This is a genomic window from Flavobacterium sp. KY-23415, assembly GCF_055384985.1.
In genome coordinates, this window is sequence record NZ_AP044001.1 from 1,779,617 (window position 1) to 1,798,951 (window position 19,335).

Genomic DNA, 19,335 nt, shown 5'->3' on the forward strand with positions numbered 1-19,335 from the left:
TGTTTTAGTTGTTTTTAATAAGTTTAAATGACTTTAATAATTTGTTTGATGTAATTACATTTAGAACATAAGTTGCTTTTGGCAATATATCTATATCTATGTTTGTTTGATTAGATATAATTGCACCAGTTTTAAGCAATTTACCGTTTACATTAAATAACTCATATTTCATTACATCTTGAAAATGAGCAAAATTCAAATCCAGCGTTACTTGAGAAATTGCTGGATTAGGGTACATAGCTAAGTTAATATCAATTGAGTTACTCGGGGTCGATAGTGAGTAAATTTCAATTGCTTGTTGCACTCCTTGAGATAACTCTCCACTTACCCCATTAAGAGTCTCATAAAAGACCTGTCCGTAAGAATAACTTACAGATCCACCAGAGCCTGTTGCGTCTCCGCCAGAAAAAACAAATCCTTCTTGACTAAAAACAGAAGATAAAGAGATTAAAAAGAATAACGTCAAAATTTTTTTCATATACTATATTGTTTTAAGGTTCTTTCAAATTTAATTCTTTAATAATAAAAAAAACAGGTATAATTACCTGTTTTTAAGTTTGTTATTAAATATTTTATATGTATATTTCAGAGTTATGGTGCTGGATTAGGCATTTGCTCTTGTATTTTCTCAATTTCTTCTAATATACTACCAGACAATTCGATAGAAAAAGAATGTATATTTTCCTTTAATTGACTCATCGTTGTCGCTCCAATAATTGTTGAAGAAACAAATTTTTGTTGTTTCACAAAAGCAAGAGCCATTTGAGTCAATGAAAGTCCATTAGATTCTGCTATTTCTTTATACATTTTTGTAGCTTTAGTTGAATTTTCATTTGTGTATCTTTTAAACTGAGGAAACATTGCCATTCGATAATTAGGAGCTATGTTTTCTAGATATTTACCTGTTAAAACACCGAACCCTAATGGAGAATAGGCAAGAAGACCTACATTTTCTCTCATACACATTTCACTTAATCCTACTTCATATAATCTATTCAATAAGGAATATGGATTTTGAATGGTTGCAATCCTTGGGAGATTGTATTTTTCGCTTTCGACCAAAAAGCGCATCACTCCATAGGGATTTTCATTAGAAACACCTATATGTTTAATTTTTCCTTCTTTTATTAGTCCATCAAAAACATGCAATATTTCTAAAATATTGTACTGCCAGTTAGAATCAATTTCTTGTACCCCTCTTTTTTGAAACATATTCATAACTCTTTCTGGCCAATGCATTTGATAAAGGTCTATATAGTCTGTTTGTAAATTTTTAAGACTTAACTCTACCGCTTCAGTAATACTTTTTTTTGAAAAATCTAGTGGTTCTCGAATATATGCCATCCCTCTATTTGGCCCTGCAATTTTGGTAGCAATAACCAATTTCTCTCTTTTTGCATTCCCAATTTTATTAATCCAACTACCAATATGTCTTTCTGTACTTCCAAATATATGTTCGTTGCCTCCTATGGGATACATTTCTGCTGTATCAATAAAATTAATCCCGTTTTCTGTTGCAAAATCAAGTTGTGAATGTGCTTCTGCTTCTGTGTTTTGATTTCCAAAAGTCATTGTTCCAAGACAAATTTCACTTATTTTGATGGTTGTATTAGGTAGTGTTGTATATTTCATATTCAAAATAATTAATAGAATTACAAAAATACATTACTAATTAATAAAAAGCAGAATAACTTTTGCTAAAGAATTGTGAATAATTTTTTGATAATTCGTCAATTCATTCATTTGTAAAACAATACAATATAAAAAACAACAAAAACCACTTGATTGCTTCTAGCAATAAAAGTGGCTTTGTCTTTTTATTGTGCTACGAGGTCAGGAGACCTCGTAGAGCGTGTGCGCTTTATTTAGAACTCTTCGGACAGCTGAAGTAATGTTAAATTTTAAACAAGTTTCTTTCAATGACAAATAATTATTATCAATATATTTAAAAACTTTTAATTTAAAATCCGTTGAATAATTTTGATTTTTCCTTGGCAAAAAACCTGTTTTACCAAATCGACTGTAAAACCCAGCCCATTTACGAATGTTAGCCTTGTTTGGACCTTTCTCTTTTGAAACCCATTTACATGAATAATGAGATTTTAAAACTAATTTTACATATTCTAATCAAAACGTATAATTATACTTGACTTTTCATCCCATAAAAATACCCCCAAATAGTGTCTAACTTTTTGGGGGCAGTGCATTTTTCTTAGAAAAAATTAATCTCTACTTGATAATTTTGAAAGCAAGCGAAGAAATTCAATATATAGCCAAACTAATGTGATCATTAATCCCATTGCACTAAACCATTCCATATACTTTGGCATTTGTTTTCTAGCACCTTCTTCAATTTGATCAAAGTCTAAAAATAAATTCAAAGCTGCAATTATAATTACAAATACACTTATTCCGATACTCATTAAAGAGTTTTCTTGATGCATTGGCTTAAAATCAACAAACAAAGACAAAATAAACGACAAAATGTAATATGTAAATATTGCTAAAGTAGCAGCAACTACTACAGATTTAAATCTTTCTGTGACTTTTACAATTTTATACTTATATAGTGTAAAACAAACAATAAAAGTAACGAAAGTACAACTCACTGCTTGAATAACTATCCCAGGATACATTGCTTCAAACAATGCTGAAACACCGCCAATAAACAAACCTTTAAATAATGCATAACCTGGAGCAACCCAAGAAGAAGTTGTTGGCTTAAACACAGCAACCAATACAAGAATGAAACCAATTATACCACCTCCAATAATTAAAACCATTGGATTATATCCACTTGCTGTTAACCACCAGCTAATACATGCTGAAGTTAATAAAGTAATTAATAAAATAAAACTTTTATTAATTGCACCATCAATAGTCATTATCTCATTAGAGTCAAGAACAGTAGTTTCTGATCTTCTTGAAGTATTATTAAATGTTTTAGACCCTAAAAAAGGATTATTAGATTTTAAATTCATATTATTATATCTTTACAAAAATAAAAAATTATACAATTTCCGAAACACGAAGCGTATTCACCATTCCTTTTTCTACAATCGGCATAGCAGCGAGGTTAATAACCATGTCGTTAGCTTTTACATAGCCTCTTTCTTTACAAATTTGATTCACATCATCAATTGTATCGTCTGTACTCACGAATTTGTCATAATAGTAAGCACGAACTCCCCAAAGTAAATTCAACTGCGTTAAAATTCGTCTATTAGATGTAAAAACCAATATATGTGATTTTGGTCGCCATGCAGAAATTTGGAAAGCGGTATAACCGCTATTAGTCAACGTTGTTATTGCTTTTGCGTTAATATCATCGGCCATAATTGCCGCATGATAACAAATTGATTTTGTTATAAAACGATTTGTTCTAACGTGTGGAGGCGTTAATGGCACTTTAATTAACGGTGAATCTTCTACGCTCTCAATAATACGGGTCATGGTTTCTATTACCTGAACAGGATAATTACCCACAGACGTTTCTCCAGAAAGCATAACGGCATCTGCACCGTCCATTACAGAATTGGCAACGTCATTAACTTCGGCACGAGTAGGTGTTAAACTCGTAATCATTGTTTCCATCATTTGTGTTGCCACTATCACTGGAATTCGAGCTGTTTTGGCCCTATGAATTAATTTTTTCTGAATTAATGGCACTTGCTCTGCTGGAATTTCAACTCCCAGATCTCCACGAGCCACCATCAAGCCATCGCAAAAAGCAACTATTCTATCAATATTTTCAACCGCTTCTGGCTTTTCAATTTTTGCAACAATTGGAATTTTATGATCCGAATGTTTCGCAATCAAATCTTGCAACTCTTCTAAATCTTTATCTGTTCGCACAAAAGATAGTGCAATCCAATCTAATTTATTTTCAATAGCAAAAATAGCGTCTTTTATATCTTTCTTTGTTAAAGCTGGCAACGATACTTTTGTATTTGGCAAATTCACGCCTTTTTTAGATTTCAACGGACCTCCTTGAATAACTAAAGCTTCAACTTCTGTGTTTTTGTCTGTTTTAATAACTTCAAAAATAAGTTTACCATCATCTAAAAGGATTCTTTCTCCAGGATTTACATCTTTCGGGAATTCTTTATAATTCATATAAACTTTCTCAGCAGTTCCCAAAATATCTTCCGCTGTTGTAAAAGTAATTTTATCTCCTTTCGAAACAACTACATCTTCTTTCATTACTCCTACTCTCAATTTTGGACCTTGCAAATCGGCAAGAATTGAAGTAGTATAATTAAACTCTTGATTTAAGTCCCTAATAATTTTAATCCTCTCTGCAACGTCATCATAATCTGCATGTGAAAAGTTTACTCTAAAAACATTTACACCTGCATCAATCATATCCTTTATAGTCTCTTTAGTGCTACAAGCTGGACCTAATGTAGCTACAATTTTAGTTTTTTTATTTGTTGGCATTTTAATTAAAAAATTAAATTATGTTTTGATTTCAATTTGACTTGATCTATTATGTAAGCCATTGAGATTTGTTTGATATTTGTAATAGCATTAAGAATGTCTTCTATTTCTAAAGTCCCTTCTATATTCTCTATTTTCAATATAAAATCTGCTTTTTTAAACTCGGGAATAACATACATTCTAACATCTATTGAATCGAAAATACCTGTGTTTGTTGTCTCAAACGGAATTAATGTTGTTCTGTTTTCGATTAAATTCCAGACAATATCATTTATTTCATCATCAAAAACGAAGTGACTAAACTCACTTTTTCCTTCTTTGTTTTCAATTTCGATATTTAAACTGTTTTTACTCAATCGAATTTTTAACTCATTATTAATTAAATAAGCCAAACGATAATCTTCAATAGCAGCATGAATGGCAATAAGCTCATAATCCGTCGAAATAAAATCATTTATTTGAATTTTATGAATTGCCATATTTTTAATAAATATATCGTAAATATACTATTTATATGATACAAACTTTATAGTTTATAAAGATCTTAACAAATACTTTACAACGAAAACGTTTTAGTTTATAACTTTTTTAAAATTATTTCTTGTCTATTTTTTCTTGTAGTGCAAAATATGCTCTTTTTGCAGCTTTTTCTTCTGCTTTTTTCTTTGAAGTAGCTCTTCCTTTTCCAATTATTTTTTGGTCAATAATTAATTTTACTCCAAAATACTTTTGCTCTTCTATACCTGTATCGTCGAATACTTCAAAAACAAATTGTTTTTTTTCTTTCTGACACCATTCAATAATTAAACTTTTATAGCTTATTACTTTTCCTTCTAATTTTGGAATATCAACATAAGATTCTATTACTTTATTATGAATGAATTTTTCACAATAAACATAACCTTGGTCTAAATATATAGCTCCAATAAAGGCTTCAAAAATATTTCCATGTATGTTTTCACCAAAATGAAGCGGGTTCGCCTTGCTTTCAATAAATTGTATAAGGTTTAAATCTCTTCCCAGTTCATTTAAATGTTCTCTACTCACAATTTTCGAACGCATTTTTGTAAGGTATCCCTCGTCTCCTGTTGGCACTTCATCATAAAGATGAGCTGCAATAACACTACCTAGCATTGCATCTCCTAGAAATTCTAACCTTTCATAATTAAATGGATTTCCCTTATCATCTACCTTATTTGTTGACCGATGTGTAAAGGCTTTTCTATAGTATCTTAAATTTAGAGGTTTGAAACCTAATATTTTAGAAAGTTTATCAAAAAAAATCCCGTCTTCATGAGAACGGGAGTTTCTTAGTATTTTTTTCAAAAATCTACGCATTTCAGCTTATTCTTCTAATTTTTTAAATAACACACATGCATTATGACCTCCAAATCCAAAAGTATTACTCATTGCCACTTTAATTTCTCTTTTTTGAGCTTTATTTAAAGTTAAATTAAGTTCTGGATTAATCTTTTCATCTACAGTTGTATGGTTAATAGTAGGAGGAACAATTCCATTCTTTATTGCCAAAATAGACGCAATAGCTTCAATCCCACCAGCAGCACCTAACAAGTGACCTGTCATAGATTTTGTTGAATTGATATTTATATTTTTTGCGTGACTACCAAACACTGCACTAATTGCCTTCAATTCTGCAACATCCCCTAGCGGTGTAGAAGTACCATGTGTGTTGATATGATCTACTTCCTCTGGTTTCATTCCAGCATCATTTAAACAATTTTGCATTACAGCAATAACACCCAATCCTTCTGGATGAGGAGCTGTTAGATGATAGGCATCTGAAGACATACCACCACCTCCAATTTCGCAGTAAATTTTAGCACCGCGAGCTTTAGCGTGCTCATATTCTTCTAAAACTAATGCTCCTGCACCTTCACCAAGAACAAATCCATCTCTAGTAGCATCAAACGGTCTTGAAGCTGTTTCAGGACTTTCATTTCTTGTTGACAAAGCATGCATTGAATTAAATCCACCCATACCTGCAATGGTAACAGCTGCTTCAGAACCACCAGAAATAATTACATCACACATTCCTAATCTAATATAATTGAATGCATCAATCATTGCATTAGCAGACGAAGCACATGCAGAAACCGTTGTATAATTTGGCCCCATATAACCATTTCTCATAGAAATATGAGCTGGTGCTATATCGGCAATCATTTTGGGTATAAAAAAAGGATTAAACTTAGGAGTCCCATCGCCTTTTGCATAATATAAAACTTCTTCTTGGAAAGTTTCTAAACCACCAATACCTGCTCCCCAAATTACACCAACACGTTGTTTGTTTATATCAGCGGTATCCAGACCTGAATCTTTAATAGCTTCATCACTTGCCACAACTGCGTATTGAGCAAACTTGTCTAAACGTCTAGACTCTTTTCTGTCTATAAAATCTTCAATATTGAAGTTTTTAACCTCACAAGCAAATTTGGTTTTATGTTTCTCAGTATCGTAATAGGTAATAGGAGCTGCTCCACTTTTTCCTTCGATTAAACTATTCCAGTATTCTTCCACATTATTCCCAATCGGGGTTAATGCACCTAGACCAGTTACAACAACACGCTTTAATTGCATATAAAAAAATTTTAATTATATAAAAAAACCCACAGTGCTTTTAATGAAAACTAAAAGAAACAATGGGTATTACATAGTTTTTATTTTATGATTGTAATACAATCAATGTTTTCTACAAAAAGAACAAAATTCGATATAAATATAAACAAATATAATTACATCCTTTATTCTAACATTTTACTTCTTTAAAATATTATAAAATATCACAAGAGAAAATCAAGTAAAAGATTCTAAAAACAAGAATTAAAAAAATAATAAAAACACCCATAAGAAAAGCTTACGGGTGTTTTAAAATATTATTTCTTAGCTTCTTCGATGTAAGAAATAGCTTGACCTACAGTAGCAATGTTTTCAGCTTGATCGTCTGGAATTTGAATATCAAATTCTTTTTCAAACTCCATAATTAACTCAACAGTGTCTAATGAATCAGCTCCTAAATCGTTTGTGAAGCTAGCTTCAGTTACAACTTCATTTTCGTCAACACCTAATTTGTCTACGATAATCGCTTTTACTCTTGATGCAATGTCTGACATAATCTTTAATTTTTAATTTAATTTGTTGGCAAAAATAAAAAACTTTATTTTAAAACAACATTTTTGTTACTAAATAAGACTACGAAATTAAAAAAAATAATTAACAAAGACTGCTTTTTTCTATTTTTTACCAATTATTATTCTTTTTTTTGTGTAATAAAAATTACAGGGTAATGAAAAAAATAGTACTATTCGCTTCTGGCAATGGTTCGAATGCCGAAAAGATAATATTACATTTCAAAAAATCTAGTCTCGCAAACGTAGTCGCAGTGTTTACAAACAATCCTCATGCCAAAGTTATTCAGCGAGCACAAAATAATGACGTTGAGTCGTTTACATTTACAAAATCAGAACTAATTGAAGGAGAAGTTCTTAATAAATTGAACACTATTCAGCCCGATTTAATTGTATTGGCTGGTTTTTTGTTGAAATTCCCTGAGTCTATAATTGATAGCTATCCTAATAAAGTAATTAACATTCATCCTGCATTACTTCCTAAATATGGAGGCAAAGGAATGTATGGAATGCATGTGCACAATGCTGTTTTAGACAATAACGAAAAAGAAACAGGAATAACCATTCATTATGTTAATGAGAATTATGATGAAGGTGCTTATATTTTTCAAAAAGCTGTAGGAATAGAAAATTGCATCACAGCAGAAGATATTGCTTTAGAAATCCAAAAACTAGAACATCAATATTTCCCAGAAGTTATTGAGGATTTATTATCTAAATAAATAATTTTAGCGAAAACTATAAATAACTATGTCACACGAAGTACATATATATACTGACGGAGCAGCAAAAGGAAATCCTGGTCCAGCAGGATATGGAGTAGTTATGGAAATGGTTGGAACTCCCTATAAAAAAGAATTCTATGAAGGCTTTCGGCTATCTACCAATAACAGAATGGAATTACTTGCTGTTATAGTTGGGCTCGAAAAATTAAGAAACCCTAAAACTAAAGTCCTTGTGGTCTCCGATTCTAAATATGTTGTTGACGCAGTAGAAAAACGTTGGGTTTTTCAATGGGAAAAAATTGGATTTAAAAACAAAAAAAATCCTGATTTATGGCTTAGATTCCTAAAATCATACCGTAAGCATCAGGTTGATTTTAAATGGGTAAAAGGACACAACAACCACCCTCAAAACGAAAGATGTGATGCATTGGCAGTTATGGCATCTCAGCAAGAGAAACTTTCAATCGATGCCTATTATGAAAATGAAGGACAATTATTAAAATGAGTTTCTTAACGTCAAACGTACTATAAAAAACTCATCATTTAAACTTATTCAGAAAATCTTCTTTATAGCTACTTGAAACTTCAATTTCTGTAGCGTCTTGTAGGGTAACAAAGCCCCCTTTATTATAGGCTTTTACAAAGTTTACATTAATTATATGTGACTTGTGAACACGCATAAAAGGAAAAGGTAGAATTTCTGAAAAATGTTTTAAAAATCGACACACCATTTTCTTTGTTCCATCAACCAAGAAGATGTCGGTGAAGTTTCCATTCCCTTTCAGTCGTACAATATCTTTCATTAGGACCACTTCAAACCCTTCTAATGTAGGTAGAATAACTTGTTGTTTTTCGGGTTTGGGCTCTCTAAAGTTTTCTACAATTATTTTATTTCTATTCAACAAATCATGATTCGCCAATTGCTGTTGTACTTTATTTACTGCAATAATCAACTCTTCTATACTTATTGGTTTCAATAAATAATAGGCTGCACTTTGATTTAGGGCTTTCAAAGAATATTCTGAGAAAGCAGTCACAAAAATAGTTTCGAATTCTAGGTCTTTACAAGCTTCTAATACATCGAAAGCGTTTCCAAAAGGCATTTCGACATCTAGAAAAACCAATTGAGGGGTCACACCATGCAATAAGGGCACAGCTTCTTTAATATTGGCTGCTTCTCCTATTACGTCAACTTGTGGACAATATTTTCTAAGATAGTTTTTCAGTACTTCTCTTGCTGCTGTTTCATCTTCTACAATGACACTTCTAATTTTTTGCAATCCTGTCATATTTTATCTAATAAAGGAATCGTAATTTCAACAATAGTTCCTGTTTGTGGTTTTTCTTTCTCTACTATAGAAAAGGTTATATTCAATTTGTACAAATCGTTCAATAGCTTTATTCTTTCTAATGTATTGGTTGTACCTCTTGATTGATGCACTTTTTGATTGACGGTTTTCAAAGCTTTACTTTGCGTTAAACCAATACCGTTATCATCTATTGTAATTTGAATTTTTTTATGCTGCAATTCGAACTTTAAAATCAAACTCCCTTTCTCTTCTTTATAGCGCAATCCGTGCCAGATGGCATTTTCTAAATGTGGTTGCAGAATCATATTCGGAATAAAAACAACTTCACTATCTATTGCTTCATCTAAAACAATTTCATAATCAAACTTATCTTGAAAACGCAAATGTTCTAAGTCCAAATACTTCTTTAACTGCTCCATTTCATTACTCAAACTAATGAAATCTTTATTCGAATTTTCCATCATGTTCCGCATTAAATTAGAATAGGAAGCTAAATATTTGTTTGCTTCTAATTCTTTGTTTTCGGAAATAAATTGGTTCACACTATTCAAACTATTAAAAATGAAATGCGGATTCATTTCTCTTCGTAAAGATTGCAATGCGATTTTCTTGTTTTTTGTTTTGATAGAATATAAGGCTTTTACAATTAATGCAAGAAAGATAAAAAGCAAGACCAATGAACCCATCAAGAAAAAATTAAATCTGTTTTTCTTCGTTATTAATTCGTCTTTTAATGCCTTTTCTTTTTCCAATTGTAGAATTTTCTTTTCTGAAATTTGAAATACTTTCTCATCTATTAAGGAACTGTCTGCTGCAATTATCTTGTCGAAGTTTGTTAAAAAATCATCATACAGCAACATACTTTCTTTATCATTTCCACTGGATTTGTAATGTTCTAAAAGTAATTTCAAACTTGTTTTCACTTCTTTAGAAACGCCTTTTTCGCTAGCCAACGCATAGGCTTTTTTTAAAGAAGCAATCGCAGTTTCAGGTTGGTTTGTTTTAAAATAAATCTCAGCAACTTGTTGTAGTTGCTTTATTTCCGTTTCAAAATCGTTACTGTTTTTTGCTTCTTCTAGGAGATTTAAATTGATAATTAAAGCTTTGTCTAACTGTTTTTCCTCTTTATATACTTCGGCTATTTTGTTTTTTATGGCTATTTTTTCTGGTTTGGTAGCTATATTGTCTAAAGCATTTTTATAACTTTCAATGGCTTCTTCAGCATCATCATTTGATAAATTAATTTCTGCTCTTTGAACATAGGCTTTTGCAACTTCTTCTTTTACTTCATCATTTCTATATTCTTTAGCCAATTTATCATTCGATTTTTCTTCTAGGAGTTGAATATTCGAATTAATATAGTCGGATTGTGCTTTTGGATTGCTTTTGTTTCGCAAGCGATTGGCGTCATTATAATTTAATTGCTGAGAAACAGCATCGTCTGCAATTCGTCCCGCTTTATCATAGTTTTGAATGGCAGGAATAGTTTTATTTTGTTTCTCTTGCACTTGAGCAATTGAACGTGTTACTCTAATTTTATCTTCAACTTTATTTAATTTCACAAAACCTTGTTCTGCCTTTTTATAAAACTCCTCGGCTTTGGCTAAATCGCCTTTCTTTTCATATACTAGTGCTAATTCTTCATAGTTTTTTGCTGTTTTATAAGCATCATTAGCATCTATCGATTGTTCTAATTTCTTTACAGAATTAGAAAAAACTGCTTTAGTTGTTTTCTTTTTAATAGAATCTTGTCCTCTTACAGACAAAGCCAGAAGAAACATTAAAAAAGTGACATATAGGACTTTATTTTCTCGCATTTCTATTCTTTAATTATGTACTGTAAAGATACTTTTTTTAAAATTCATTTTTAAACAAGTTCACCAAGTGAAAGACTCGTTTCACCAAGTCTCCAAAAAACGAGTAAATTATCAAGCTACTTTTGAAATAAGAAATAAACAGAACATAAAAAATGATACTAAAATTAAAAACATAAATTATGAAAACGAAACTATTTTACATCAGTACATTATTAGTAACTACATTAACTTTTGGAAGCTGCAATAATTCGAAGACAGAAAGAACCACTAACCCAAAAACGACTGTTACTACTTTAACAGAAAAACCTACTACAACAAATACAATTCAGGTGGCTATACTTTTAGACACATCGGGTAGTATGAACGGTTTAATCGAGCAAGCAAAATCACGTTTATGGAACATCGTGAATACCTTAACAACTTTAAAATATGAAGGCAAAACACCTGAAATTGAAATCAGTTTATATGAATATGGAAATTCAGGTTTATCATCTGAATCAAATTTTATTAGACAAATTTCACCGCTATCAACAGATTTGGATTTAATTTCAGAGAATCTTTTCTCACTTAGAACGAATGGTGGTGAAGAATATTGTGGAGCTGTTATTCAAGATGCTGTTACCCAATTAAAATGGAAAGACGGAAACAAAAACATGAAATTGGTTTATATTGCTGGTAATGAACCTTTCAATCAAGGAAGTATTGATTATAAAGTAGCTGTAAAAAACGCTCTAAATAATGACATCTATGTGAACACTATTTTTTGTGGTAATAACGAAGAAGGCATTCGTACGTTTTGGCAAGATGGAGCTATTACAGGAAATGGAAAATATTTCAATATTGATTCTAACCAACGTGTGCAATATATCAGCACGCCTTATGATGACCAAATTACAAAGTGCAATGAAAAAATAAACACTACCTATATTAGTTATGGTAGAAAAGGAGCAGAAAAGAAAATGAATCAAGCTATACAAGATGCTAATGCAGAAAGTGTCTCTAAAGCCAATTATGTAGAACGTTCTGTAAGTAAATCAAAACAAGTATATAAAAATGATAGTTGGGATTTAGTAGATAAAATAAGTGAAAACGAAGCAGCCTTAGACGACATTGCAAAAGAAGAATTGCCTACGGAGTTAAAGGATAAAAATAAAACAGAAATTAAGGCTTATGTTGCTCAAAAATCGGCTGAAAGAGAAAAAATTCAGAAAGAAATAAGCGATTTAGCCAAAAAACGCCAAGAATATATTGACAACGAAATGAAAAAACAAAAGACACAAGACGATTTAGGAAACGCAATTGCTTCTTCAATTATTGCATTAGGAAAAAACAAAGGATACACCGTAGAAAAATAATGTCTATATTTATTAATTCGTCAATTTAAAAACTATTCAAATTGACGAATTATATTCCAACCTTTATACAAAATTCATAAGCTATATCTAAAATTGCTCATCATGAAAAAAATAACAGTAGGATTCTCACTATTCATTAGCGCTTCACTTTTTGCACAAAAACCTATTTTTACCACTGCAAAAGTAAATGCTGCCACAGTCTATGTTAATAGTGCTGAATTATTTCAATCCACATCGGTTAACCTTCCAAAAGGAACAAGTGAAATCGTTATTAAGAACGTTGCCGATTATGTAAACGAAAGTACGATTCAAATTAATGCACCAAAAAACATTACAGTATTATCGGTTCAATTTACCAAAAATTACATTTCAGAATATGAAATAGACCAAAGCAATCCAGCTATTAAAAAAGTGAGAGATAGTATTGATTTGGTTACCAAAGAAATTAATAAAATATACAACCAACGCACATCCTATTCAAAAACGATTGAATTATTAGACAAAAACCAACAAATTTCTGGAGGAAACGCAAGTTTAAGTGTTACCGAATTAATGAAACTTGTTGATTATTATAACGCAAAAAGAACAGAGTTAAGCAACTTAGTAAACACTTATACAGAAAAGCAGAGCCTATTAACAGAAAAATTAGAAAAACTTAAAGCTCGATTAGAAATTAATACTAAAAATGAAGAAAAAACCTCAAAAGGAAAATTGATTCTTCAAGTTATGAATGAATTAGCTGGACATGTAGATTTAGACATTAATTATCTAACACAAGGTGCTTCTTGGCAACCGTTCTATGATTTAAGAGCCGAAAATATTAGCAGTCCAATAGACATGTTATACAAAGGACAAGTGACACAAAACACTGGAATTGATTGGAAAAAAATAAAACTAACCTTGTCTAGTGGCAATCCAAACGAAAGTAATGTGACTCCAATTTTAAGAGCGTGGTTCTTGCGTTTTGGTTATGATAAAGCCTATGACAGCTATAAGCTAGAAAATTTGGCTTTAAATTCTATACAATCTAAATCTAGCCCTAATGAATTAAGAGAAAAAAATAGGTTAGCAAAAGAAGCAGCATCAATATCTAGCTACACCACTATTTCAGAAAACCAATTGAATGTTACTTTCGATATTGACATTGCTTACGACATTGCATCTAATGGGAAAGCGCATAGTGTTGTTTTAAAAGAAATTAAATTACCTGCTTCCTACAAATATTATGCTGTGCCAAAAATGGAAAAAGAAGCATTCTTATTAGCAGAAATAAACGATTATTCAAAGTTTAATCTATTACCAGGCGAAGCAAATATCATTTTTGAAGGCACCTATGTTGGGAAGACCTACATTAATGCCAATGCTACAGCAGACACCTTAAACCTAAGCATGGGTAGAGACAAGAAGATTTCTATTAAACGTGAAAAAGTAGTAGATAAATCGGGTACCAAATTTTTATCTTCCTATAAAGAACAAGTATTTACGTATGATCTTATCGTAAGAAACAATAAAAAAGAAAGTATTAATATGATATTAAAAGATCAATATCCAATTAGTACAGATAAAGATATCACGATTGAACTTATAGACAAAGACAAGGCAATTGCCAATGAAGAGACGGGTGTTTTAACTTGGAAAATTGATTTAAAACCCAATGAAACCAAGAAATTCCGAATAAGTTACAAAGTGAAATATCCGAAAGATTAAACAATCGAAAATCTATAATACTACAGAGCCTTGTTTTTGAAGACAAGGCTATTTTTGTGTAGATTATCTTCCATTTTCAAAAAAGTAATATAAGGTATTCAAAAACTTAACACTAGTACTCAAGAAATGCCCTTTAATTTTATTAATATAGTAATTCGTGATTAAAATACAAAAAAAGTATATTCTTAATTTTTATATCAGCACTACAAAACAACAAAAGCAACTCGTTTAAAAGTTGCTTTTTATATTCTTTGTGTCCACGAGCTAGAAGCTCGCGTTAGCAATATCGATTATTTAGAGACGCTCGGACTAGCAGGGGAAAATCTTAATAAAATTTTCAATCAAGCAACATCAGTTCCTGGAATAGGTAAGATAACAGCTTTATTTTTAATATGTTTTACTAATGAATTTACTTTGTATTCAACTCCAAGGCAATTAGCTTGTTATGCAGGTGTTGTTCCATTTGAATACACCTCAGGAAAATCAGTAAGAGCAAAACCTAAAGTTCATTATATGGCAAATAAAAAATTAAAAAAACAATTACATATGTGTGCTCTCTGTGCTGCGACTTATGATCCTGAAATAAAAGAATATTATCAAAGAAAAGTTGCAGAAGGAAAAAGTAAAATGCTTGTAATAAATAATGTTAGAAACAAATTAATTCACCGAGTATGCGCTTGTATTAGAGAAGATAAAATGTATGAAAAAAGACAAATAGCATAATAAACATAAAAAAAACATATTTTCTTTTGAAAGGAAAGAAGATAAATTCTTCTTCCCCTTCGCAAGATCTATTGTCTTTTCCAACATAAAGATATTGAATTATTCGCAAAAAATAGTTCCAAATTTTAACAATTATTATTTGGTAAAACCATAGTTATCTGGGGTAGCTGGGTTACTTATTGTTTAATATTATTTTCTATAATTATAATTCTACCAATTAATAAATATTCTTCATTTAATTTTAAAACATCAATTAATAAAATTTTTTCTATTTCACCTCTGAGAAAGTGGATTTTTAATTTACCTACAGAAACATCAATATTTCTTAATTTGAATAAATCATATTCAGTAAAAAGATATTTACTTTTTTGTAAATTTTTTTCTAATTTAATTTGATTCAAATCATTTTGAAGATTAGTTTTAAGATTTACTGTCTTACCTGTTAGAGTTTTAATGAAATTATTTTTTTCTAATTCTGATACTCCATCATTAAATTTTAATTCTGATATTTTTGATTCATCAATAATACTTTTTAAAATTTTTTGATCTTTATTTTTTGAAATTTCAACAAAAAACCTTTTCCCATAATCAATAGACTCTTGCGCAAAAAGGTTTAGTGTTAAAAATAATAATAAAACATTTTTCATATTAACTATCACTTCCGCTTATATATAAATTTAATTTTTTTGAATTTCCACAGTTAGAACAAATCAAAATAATTCTATTATCTGAATCAATTTTTTTTTTCATCTGTCCTTTACATTTTTCGCATCTATACTTTTTCAGTAAAGGATATATTAGTTTATATATAATTATACCCCACGCAATAACAGAAATTATTGATAAAAACATACTAAAAAATTTTAACTTTATCCTTTTCAATTACTTCTTCTACTTTAACATTTTCAGCATCTGGTTTCTTAGAAGTAGAATGTAACCCAATGTTAATTTGAATTTGCTCAAGTTTTCCATCTGCAGTATTCTTAATTTCGATACCCCCAACACCAAAAGGTATATAATATTTAACTTTAGGTAAATCTTTAACAGCTTCAGTTGGTTTATTTACTACAAAATTCATATAAAATTTTGCACTAGCTTTTAAATCTGTTTTTAATCTGTCCCAAACTGACATATCTTTTGCGTAACCAGTTTCACGAATTGTTGTCATATCTAATTTTTGAGATGAATAATTTGACTCGTCAAATTGTAATTTATTTCTGTAAAAGAACCCTCCCTTCTTCACATCAATTTGAAACCCAAAGTTAACAGACTCAAGAGGTTTACTATTATTAATTGAACTATCAAAGTTAACTAACTCTTGACTAATATCCCTTATGATTTGTGAATCTACTAATTTAGGTGAAGCGCTTTCTTTAGCATTGTATCCTTCAATAAGTGTACCAGAACTAAACCCATATGGATTCTGTAGATTAGTTACTACCCAATCTAAATTTTTATCCATCCTCTTAATATCCTGAATTGTTAAGTTGTATTGATGAGCTTTATGAGTAGCCTTTAGATTTTCAATAATTTGATCATTACTCATTAAAGTGAAGTCGACAGAAACAGGAGATAAATCGCCAACAATATCATTGAATTGAACTCTCTCCATTCCTTCTAATTCTTTAGAATCTATAACTCTATTCTCACTAAAAGCATAATCACTATTCCATGGAAAACTACTCGATAATGGATCTCTTGCAAAAAACCTACCCACTCTTGGATCATGCATTCTGTATTTATAATTTAAAGAATTCCCTTCTCCTTTTAATTCATCATCTTTTTCTTGTCCTTGGAAGCCGTAACGGTAGGCTGTGCTAGAGCTGGTGCGGTCTGGCAAGGTCATTCCAAAAGGATAGTAGTCAAAATTGCTATACTGATACTATTTACAATACTTAACAGCTGCCTAAAACCTCAAAAAAATGCACTTTTCGGCACTTTTTGACATTTTTCGCACTCTTTTTTGGTGTTTTTTTAGGCTATTTTTAAGAACGTTTTGTTATCTCAAATATAGGGATTTTTTTAAGTAGTCTGCTTTTCTTTAGTCCTTTTTTTGTGATTTGAAAGTTGTTTGGGTTTGTGGGGTTTGTGTTTTTTTTTTGCGAAAAGTGGTGTCGTTTAAATTGTTTTTTTGAACGACTCGTGGATAAAAAAAAGAGCTCTGAATAAATTCAAAACTCTCTTTTTTAAGTTTATGCCTTTTCTCTACAACTCATTCATTAGTTTAGAAATTTCATCTAGCTTAGGTGTTAAAATAATTTCAATTCTTCTGTTTTTAGCTTTTCCTTCTGTTGTGTCATTTGAACCAATTGGAGCAAATTCACCTCTTCCTGCTGCGGTTAAATTTTTCTTATCTATCGCTTTGTTTTCAGACAAAATTGTAACAATGGCAGTTGCTCTTTTAGTAGATAAATCCCAGTTGCTTTCAACTCCTCCACCAATACTTCCTACTATCTTATCGTTATCTGTATGGCCTTCAATTAGTACTGAAATCTCAGGGTTTTGTCCTAAAACATCTCCCAATGCTTTCACTGCTTTTTTCCCTTCAGAGCCTACTGTCCAACTTCCAGATTCAAATAATAATTTATTTTCCATAGAAACATATACTTTTCCGTTTCTTTGCTCTACAGTTAGTCCTTTTCCTTCAAAGGCATTTAACGCTTTAGATAAAGATTCTTTTAGTTTTCTCATGGCAGCATCTTTGTCTGCCATCATTTTTTCTAATTCTGCCAAACGAGTAGATGATTTTTCTAAATCGGCTTTAAGTTTGTCTAATCTTTCTTGTTCTGCTGTTAATGCTTTTTGCTTGGCTTCTAATTCTGCTAACAATTCACGGTTTTTCTTCATATTGCTTTCTAATGCATCGTTGCTGTTTTTTTCTAAAGCGCTATATGAAGCATTTAAGTTATCTAAACTTTTCTTAGTTGCTGCGTATTCTGCAGCTAGTTTGTCTCTCTCTGCTTTTACTTTGTTTAATTCGGTTTGCAAACTGTTCTTGTCTAATTCTAATTGGTTTTTAGCTGTTGCTAAATTTTCTTTTTCATCTGCAAGTGCATTGCGTTCTTTTTTTAAATCGGCATATTTACTTTCTAAATCTTGATAGATTTTTTTAGAAACACATGATGTTGTTAGTCCTAAAACAATCATGGCAAGGGCAGCTTTTTTTATCATAATTATAAATTGTTATTATATTCTCTTTTTAATAGGTTAGTTTTTTTTAAAAATTTAATCAATTTCAACCACAACGGGACAATGGTCAGAATGCTTTGCTTCAGGTAAAATATAGGCTCTCTGAATTTTATTTCTTAATGGCTCTGCCGCCAAACAATAATCTATTCTCCAACCTTTATTGTTATTTCTTGCATTGGCTCTGTAGCTCCACCAACTATAATTGTGTGGTTCTTTATTCAAATGACGAAAAGTATCAATAAAACCACTATTCATAAAACTGTCAAGCCAAGCTCTTTCTTCTGGTAAAAAACCAGAAACTTTTGCATTGCGAATTGGATCGTGAATATCTATAGCTTCATGACATATGTTATAATCGCCACAAATAACAAGATTAGGGATTTCTTTTTTCAAGTTGTCTATATAATTACGAAAATCGTCCATGAACAAAAACTTATGTTCTAGTCTTTCAATGTTTGTTCCCGAAGGCAAATACAAACTCATTATTGAAACCGAATCGAAATCTACTCTTACATTTCTACCTTCAAAATCCATATGTTCTATTCCTGTACCAAAAACAATATTTTTTGGTTCAATTTTAGACAAAATAGCAACACCACTATATCCTTTTTTTGTCGCTGAAAAATAATATTGATAAGGATACCCTGCGGCTTCAATTTCTATTCTAGGGATTTGATCTTCATTGGCTTTTATTTCTTGCAAACAAATAACATCTGGATTTGCTTGTTGTAACCAATCTAAAAATCCTTTAGTTATTGCGGCTCTTATCCCGTTTACATTATATGAAATTATTTTCATTTCCTTTTTTTTAATAGAAACCAAAAGTACTAAAAAGCTATTGCATATTAAAACAATTTCATAAGACATTAACATTCTATTCAAAATAGTTTTTTTTGTCAATCAGTTAGTTTTTTTTACATAAT

18 protein-coding genes and 1 pseudogene are annotated in these 19,335 nt (G+C 30.6%); 5 read left to right on the forward strand and 14 right to left on the reverse strand.

Annotated elements, in window-relative coordinates; translation table 11 throughout:
- Positions 1-4: 4 nt before the first annotated feature.
- The 8 genes from ACZ49Z_RS07850 to ACZ49Z_RS07885 all read right to left on the reverse strand — a co-directional run bounded on the left by ACZ49Z_RS07850 (position 5) and on the right by ACZ49Z_RS07885 (position 7,571).
- Positions 5-478, reverse strand: coding sequence for a T9SS type A sorting domain-containing protein (locus tag ACZ49Z_RS07850; protein ID WP_464307622.1), 474 nt, complete (start codon positions 476-478; stop codon positions 5-7).
- A gap of 113 nt (positions 479-591) precedes the next feature.
- Complete coding sequence (locus ACZ49Z_RS07855) at positions 592-1,632, reverse strand: aldo/keto reductase (protein ID WP_464307623.1); 1,041 nt, start codon at positions 1,630-1,632, stop codon at positions 592-594.
- Between the two features lie 590 nt (positions 1,633-2,222).
- A complete protein-coding gene (locus ACZ49Z_RS07860) occupies positions 2,223-2,981 on the reverse strand; it encodes a Bax inhibitor-1/YccA family protein (protein ID WP_464307624.1) in 759 nt (252 codons plus the stop codon).
- Between the two features lie 28 nt (positions 2,982-3,009).
- A complete protein-coding gene (gene pyk / locus ACZ49Z_RS07865; RefSeq protein ID WP_464307625.1) occupies positions 3,010-4,440 on the reverse strand; it encodes a pyruvate kinase in 1,431 nt (476 codons plus the stop codon).
- A 5-nt stretch (positions 4,441-4,445) separates the two neighbouring features.
- Complete coding sequence (locus ACZ49Z_RS07870) at positions 4,446-4,919, reverse strand: IPExxxVDY family protein (RefSeq protein ID WP_464307626.1); 474 nt, start codon at positions 4,917-4,919, stop codon at positions 4,446-4,448.
- A 115-nt stretch (positions 4,920-5,034) separates the two neighbouring features.
- On the reverse strand, positions 5,035-5,778 hold the full coding sequence (rnc, locus tag ACZ49Z_RS07875) for a ribonuclease III (protein ID WP_464307627.1): 744 nt from the start codon (positions 5,776-5,778) through the stop codon (positions 5,035-5,037).
- A 6-nt stretch (positions 5,779-5,784) separates the two neighbouring features.
- Complete coding sequence (fabF, locus tag ACZ49Z_RS07880) at positions 5,785-7,038, reverse strand: beta-ketoacyl-ACP synthase II (protein WP_464307628.1); 1,254 nt, start codon at positions 7,036-7,038, stop codon at positions 5,785-5,787.
- A gap of 296 nt (positions 7,039-7,334) precedes the next feature.
- Positions 7,335-7,571: an acyl carrier protein gene (locus tag ACZ49Z_RS07885; RefSeq protein WP_007137004.1), complete on the reverse strand. Its 237-nt coding sequence runs from the start codon at positions 7,569-7,571 to the stop codon at positions 7,335-7,337.
- A gap of 173 nt (positions 7,572-7,744) precedes the next feature.
- Between ACZ49Z_RS07885 and purN the strand changes: the two genes are divergently transcribed.
- Positions 7,745-8,308: a phosphoribosylglycinamide formyltransferase gene (gene purN, locus ACZ49Z_RS07890; RefSeq protein WP_464307629.1), complete on the forward strand. Its 564-nt coding sequence runs from the start codon at positions 7,745-7,747 to the stop codon at positions 8,306-8,308.
- Between the two features lie 28 nt (positions 8,309-8,336).
- Positions 8,337-8,816, forward strand: a complete 480-nt coding sequence (gene rnhA / locus ACZ49Z_RS07895) for a ribonuclease HI (protein ID WP_464307630.1) — start codon at positions 8,337-8,339, stop codon at positions 8,814-8,816.
- A gap of 34 nt (positions 8,817-8,850) precedes the next feature.
- Here the strand turns inward: rnhA and ACZ49Z_RS07900 are convergent, their stop codons facing one another.
- A complete protein-coding gene (locus tag ACZ49Z_RS07900; RefSeq protein WP_464307631.1) occupies positions 8,851-9,600 on the reverse strand; it encodes a LytR/AlgR family response regulator transcription factor in 750 nt (249 codons plus the stop codon).
- On the reverse strand, positions 9,597-11,438 hold the full coding sequence (locus ACZ49Z_RS07905) for a tetratricopeptide repeat-containing sensor histidine kinase (protein WP_464307632.1): 1,842 nt from the start codon (positions 11,436-11,438) through the stop codon (positions 9,597-9,599). The genes ACZ49Z_RS07900 and ACZ49Z_RS07905 overlap by 4 nt, the downstream gene beginning before the upstream one ends.
- Positions 11,439-11,617: 179 nt before the next feature.
- Between ACZ49Z_RS07905 and ACZ49Z_RS07910 the strand changes: the two genes are divergently transcribed.
- The 3 genes from ACZ49Z_RS07910 to ACZ49Z_RS07920 all read left to right on the forward strand — a co-directional run bounded on the left by ACZ49Z_RS07910 (position 11,618) and on the right by ACZ49Z_RS07920 (position 15,223).
- Complete coding sequence (locus ACZ49Z_RS07910) at positions 11,618-12,793, forward strand: vWA domain-containing protein (RefSeq protein ID WP_464307633.1); 1,176 nt, start codon at positions 11,618-11,620, stop codon at positions 12,791-12,793.
- A gap of 102 nt (positions 12,794-12,895) precedes the next feature.
- On the forward strand, positions 12,896-14,500 hold the full coding sequence (locus ACZ49Z_RS07915; RefSeq protein ID WP_464307634.1) for a DUF4139 domain-containing protein: 1,605 nt from the start codon (positions 12,896-12,898) through the stop codon (positions 14,498-14,500).
- 333 nt (positions 14,501-14,833) lie between these two features.
- Positions 14,834-15,223, forward strand: a complete 390-nt coding sequence (locus ACZ49Z_RS07920) for a transposase (RefSeq protein ID WP_464308056.1) — start codon at positions 14,834-14,836, stop codon at positions 15,221-15,223.
- 176 nt (positions 15,224-15,399) lie between these two features.
- Here ACZ49Z_RS07920 and ACZ49Z_RS07925 read toward each other — a convergent pair whose 3' ends face one another.
- The 4 genes and pseudogenes from ACZ49Z_RS07925 to ACZ49Z_RS07940 all read right to left on the reverse strand — a co-directional run bounded on the left by ACZ49Z_RS07925 (position 15,400) and on the right by ACZ49Z_RS07940 (position 19,210).
- Positions 15,400-15,870 (reverse strand): hypothetical protein, encoded by a 471-nt coding sequence (locus ACZ49Z_RS07925; protein ID WP_464307635.1) that lies wholly within the window; start codon positions 15,868-15,870, stop codon positions 15,400-15,402.
- A gap of 206 nt (positions 15,871-16,076) precedes the next feature.
- Positions 16,077-17,072 (reverse strand): annotated as a pseudogene (locus ACZ49Z_RS07930) (RHS repeat domain-containing protein); the annotation flags it as partial.
- A gap of 356 nt (positions 17,073-17,428) precedes the next feature.
- Positions 17,429-18,394, reverse strand: a complete 966-nt coding sequence (locus ACZ49Z_RS07935) for an OmpA family protein (RefSeq protein WP_464307636.1) — start codon at positions 18,392-18,394, stop codon at positions 17,429-17,431.
- A gap of 54 nt (positions 18,395-18,448) precedes the next feature.
- On the reverse strand, positions 18,449-19,210 hold the full coding sequence (locus ACZ49Z_RS07940; RefSeq protein ID WP_464307637.1) for an exodeoxyribonuclease III: 762 nt from the start codon (positions 19,208-19,210) through the stop codon (positions 18,449-18,451).
- Positions 19,211-19,335 lie beyond the last annotated feature (125 nt).

Excerpts from the sequence above, each read along its gene's own strand:
- ACZ49Z_RS07860 (WP_464307624.1), bottom strand. The coding sequence starts at position 2,981 with ATGAATTTAAAATCTAATAATCCTTTTTTAGGGTCTAAAACATTTAAT.
- ACZ49Z_RS07935 (WP_464307636.1), bottom strand. The coding sequence starts at position 18,394 with ATGATAAAAAAAGCTGCCCTTGCCATGATTGTTTTAGGACTAACAACA.
- ACZ49Z_RS07900 (WP_464307631.1), bottom strand. The coding sequence starts at position 9,600 with ATGACAGGATTGCAAAAAATTAGAAGTGTCATTGTAGAAGATGAAACA.
- ACZ49Z_RS07855 (WP_464307623.1), bottom strand. The coding sequence starts at position 1,632 with ATGAAATATACAACACTACCTAATACAACCATCAAAATAAGTGAAATT.
- ACZ49Z_RS07925 (WP_464307635.1), bottom strand. The coding sequence starts at position 15,870 with ATGAAAAATGTTTTATTATTATTTTTAACACTAAACCTTTTTGCGCAA.
- pyk (WP_464307625.1), bottom strand. The coding sequence starts at position 4,440 with ATGCCAACAAATAAAAAAACTAAAATTGTAGCTACATTAGGTCCAGCT.
- fabF (WP_464307628.1), bottom strand. The coding sequence starts at position 7,038 with ATGCAATTAAAGCGTGTTGTTGTAACTGGTCTAGGTGCATTAACCCCG.
- purN (WP_464307629.1), top strand. The coding sequence starts at position 7,745 with ATGAAAAAAATAGTACTATTCGCTTCTGGCAATGGTTCGAATGCCGAA.
- ACZ49Z_RS07870 (WP_464307626.1), bottom strand. The coding sequence starts at position 4,919 with ATGGCAATTCATAAAATTCAAATAAATGATTTTATTTCGACGGATTAT.
- ACZ49Z_RS07885 (WP_007137004.1), bottom strand. The coding sequence starts at position 7,571 with ATGTCAGACATTGCATCAAGAGTAAAAGCGATTATCGTAGACAAATTA.
- ACZ49Z_RS07905 (WP_464307632.1), bottom strand. The coding sequence starts at position 11,438 with ATGCGAGAAAATAAAGTCCTATATGTCACTTTTTTAATGTTTCTTCTG.
- rnhA (WP_464307630.1), top strand. The coding sequence starts at position 8,337 with ATGTCACACGAAGTACATATATATACTGACGGAGCAGCAAAAGGAAAT.
- ACZ49Z_RS07940 (WP_464307637.1), bottom strand. The coding sequence starts at position 19,210 with ATGAAAATAATTTCATATAATGTAAACGGGATAAGAGCCGCAATAACT.
- ACZ49Z_RS07915 (WP_464307634.1), top strand. The coding sequence starts at position 12,896 with ATGAAAAAAATAACAGTAGGATTCTCACTATTCATTAGCGCTTCACTT.
- ACZ49Z_RS07850 (WP_464307622.1), bottom strand. The coding sequence starts at position 478 with ATGAAAAAAATTTTGACGTTATTCTTTTTAATCTCTTTATCTTCTGTT.
- rnc (WP_464307627.1), bottom strand. The coding sequence starts at position 5,778 with ATGCGTAGATTTTTGAAAAAAATACTAAGAAACTCCCGTTCTCATGAA.
- ACZ49Z_RS07910 (WP_464307633.1), top strand. The coding sequence starts at position 11,618 with ATGAAAACGAAACTATTTTACATCAGTACATTATTAGTAACTACATTA.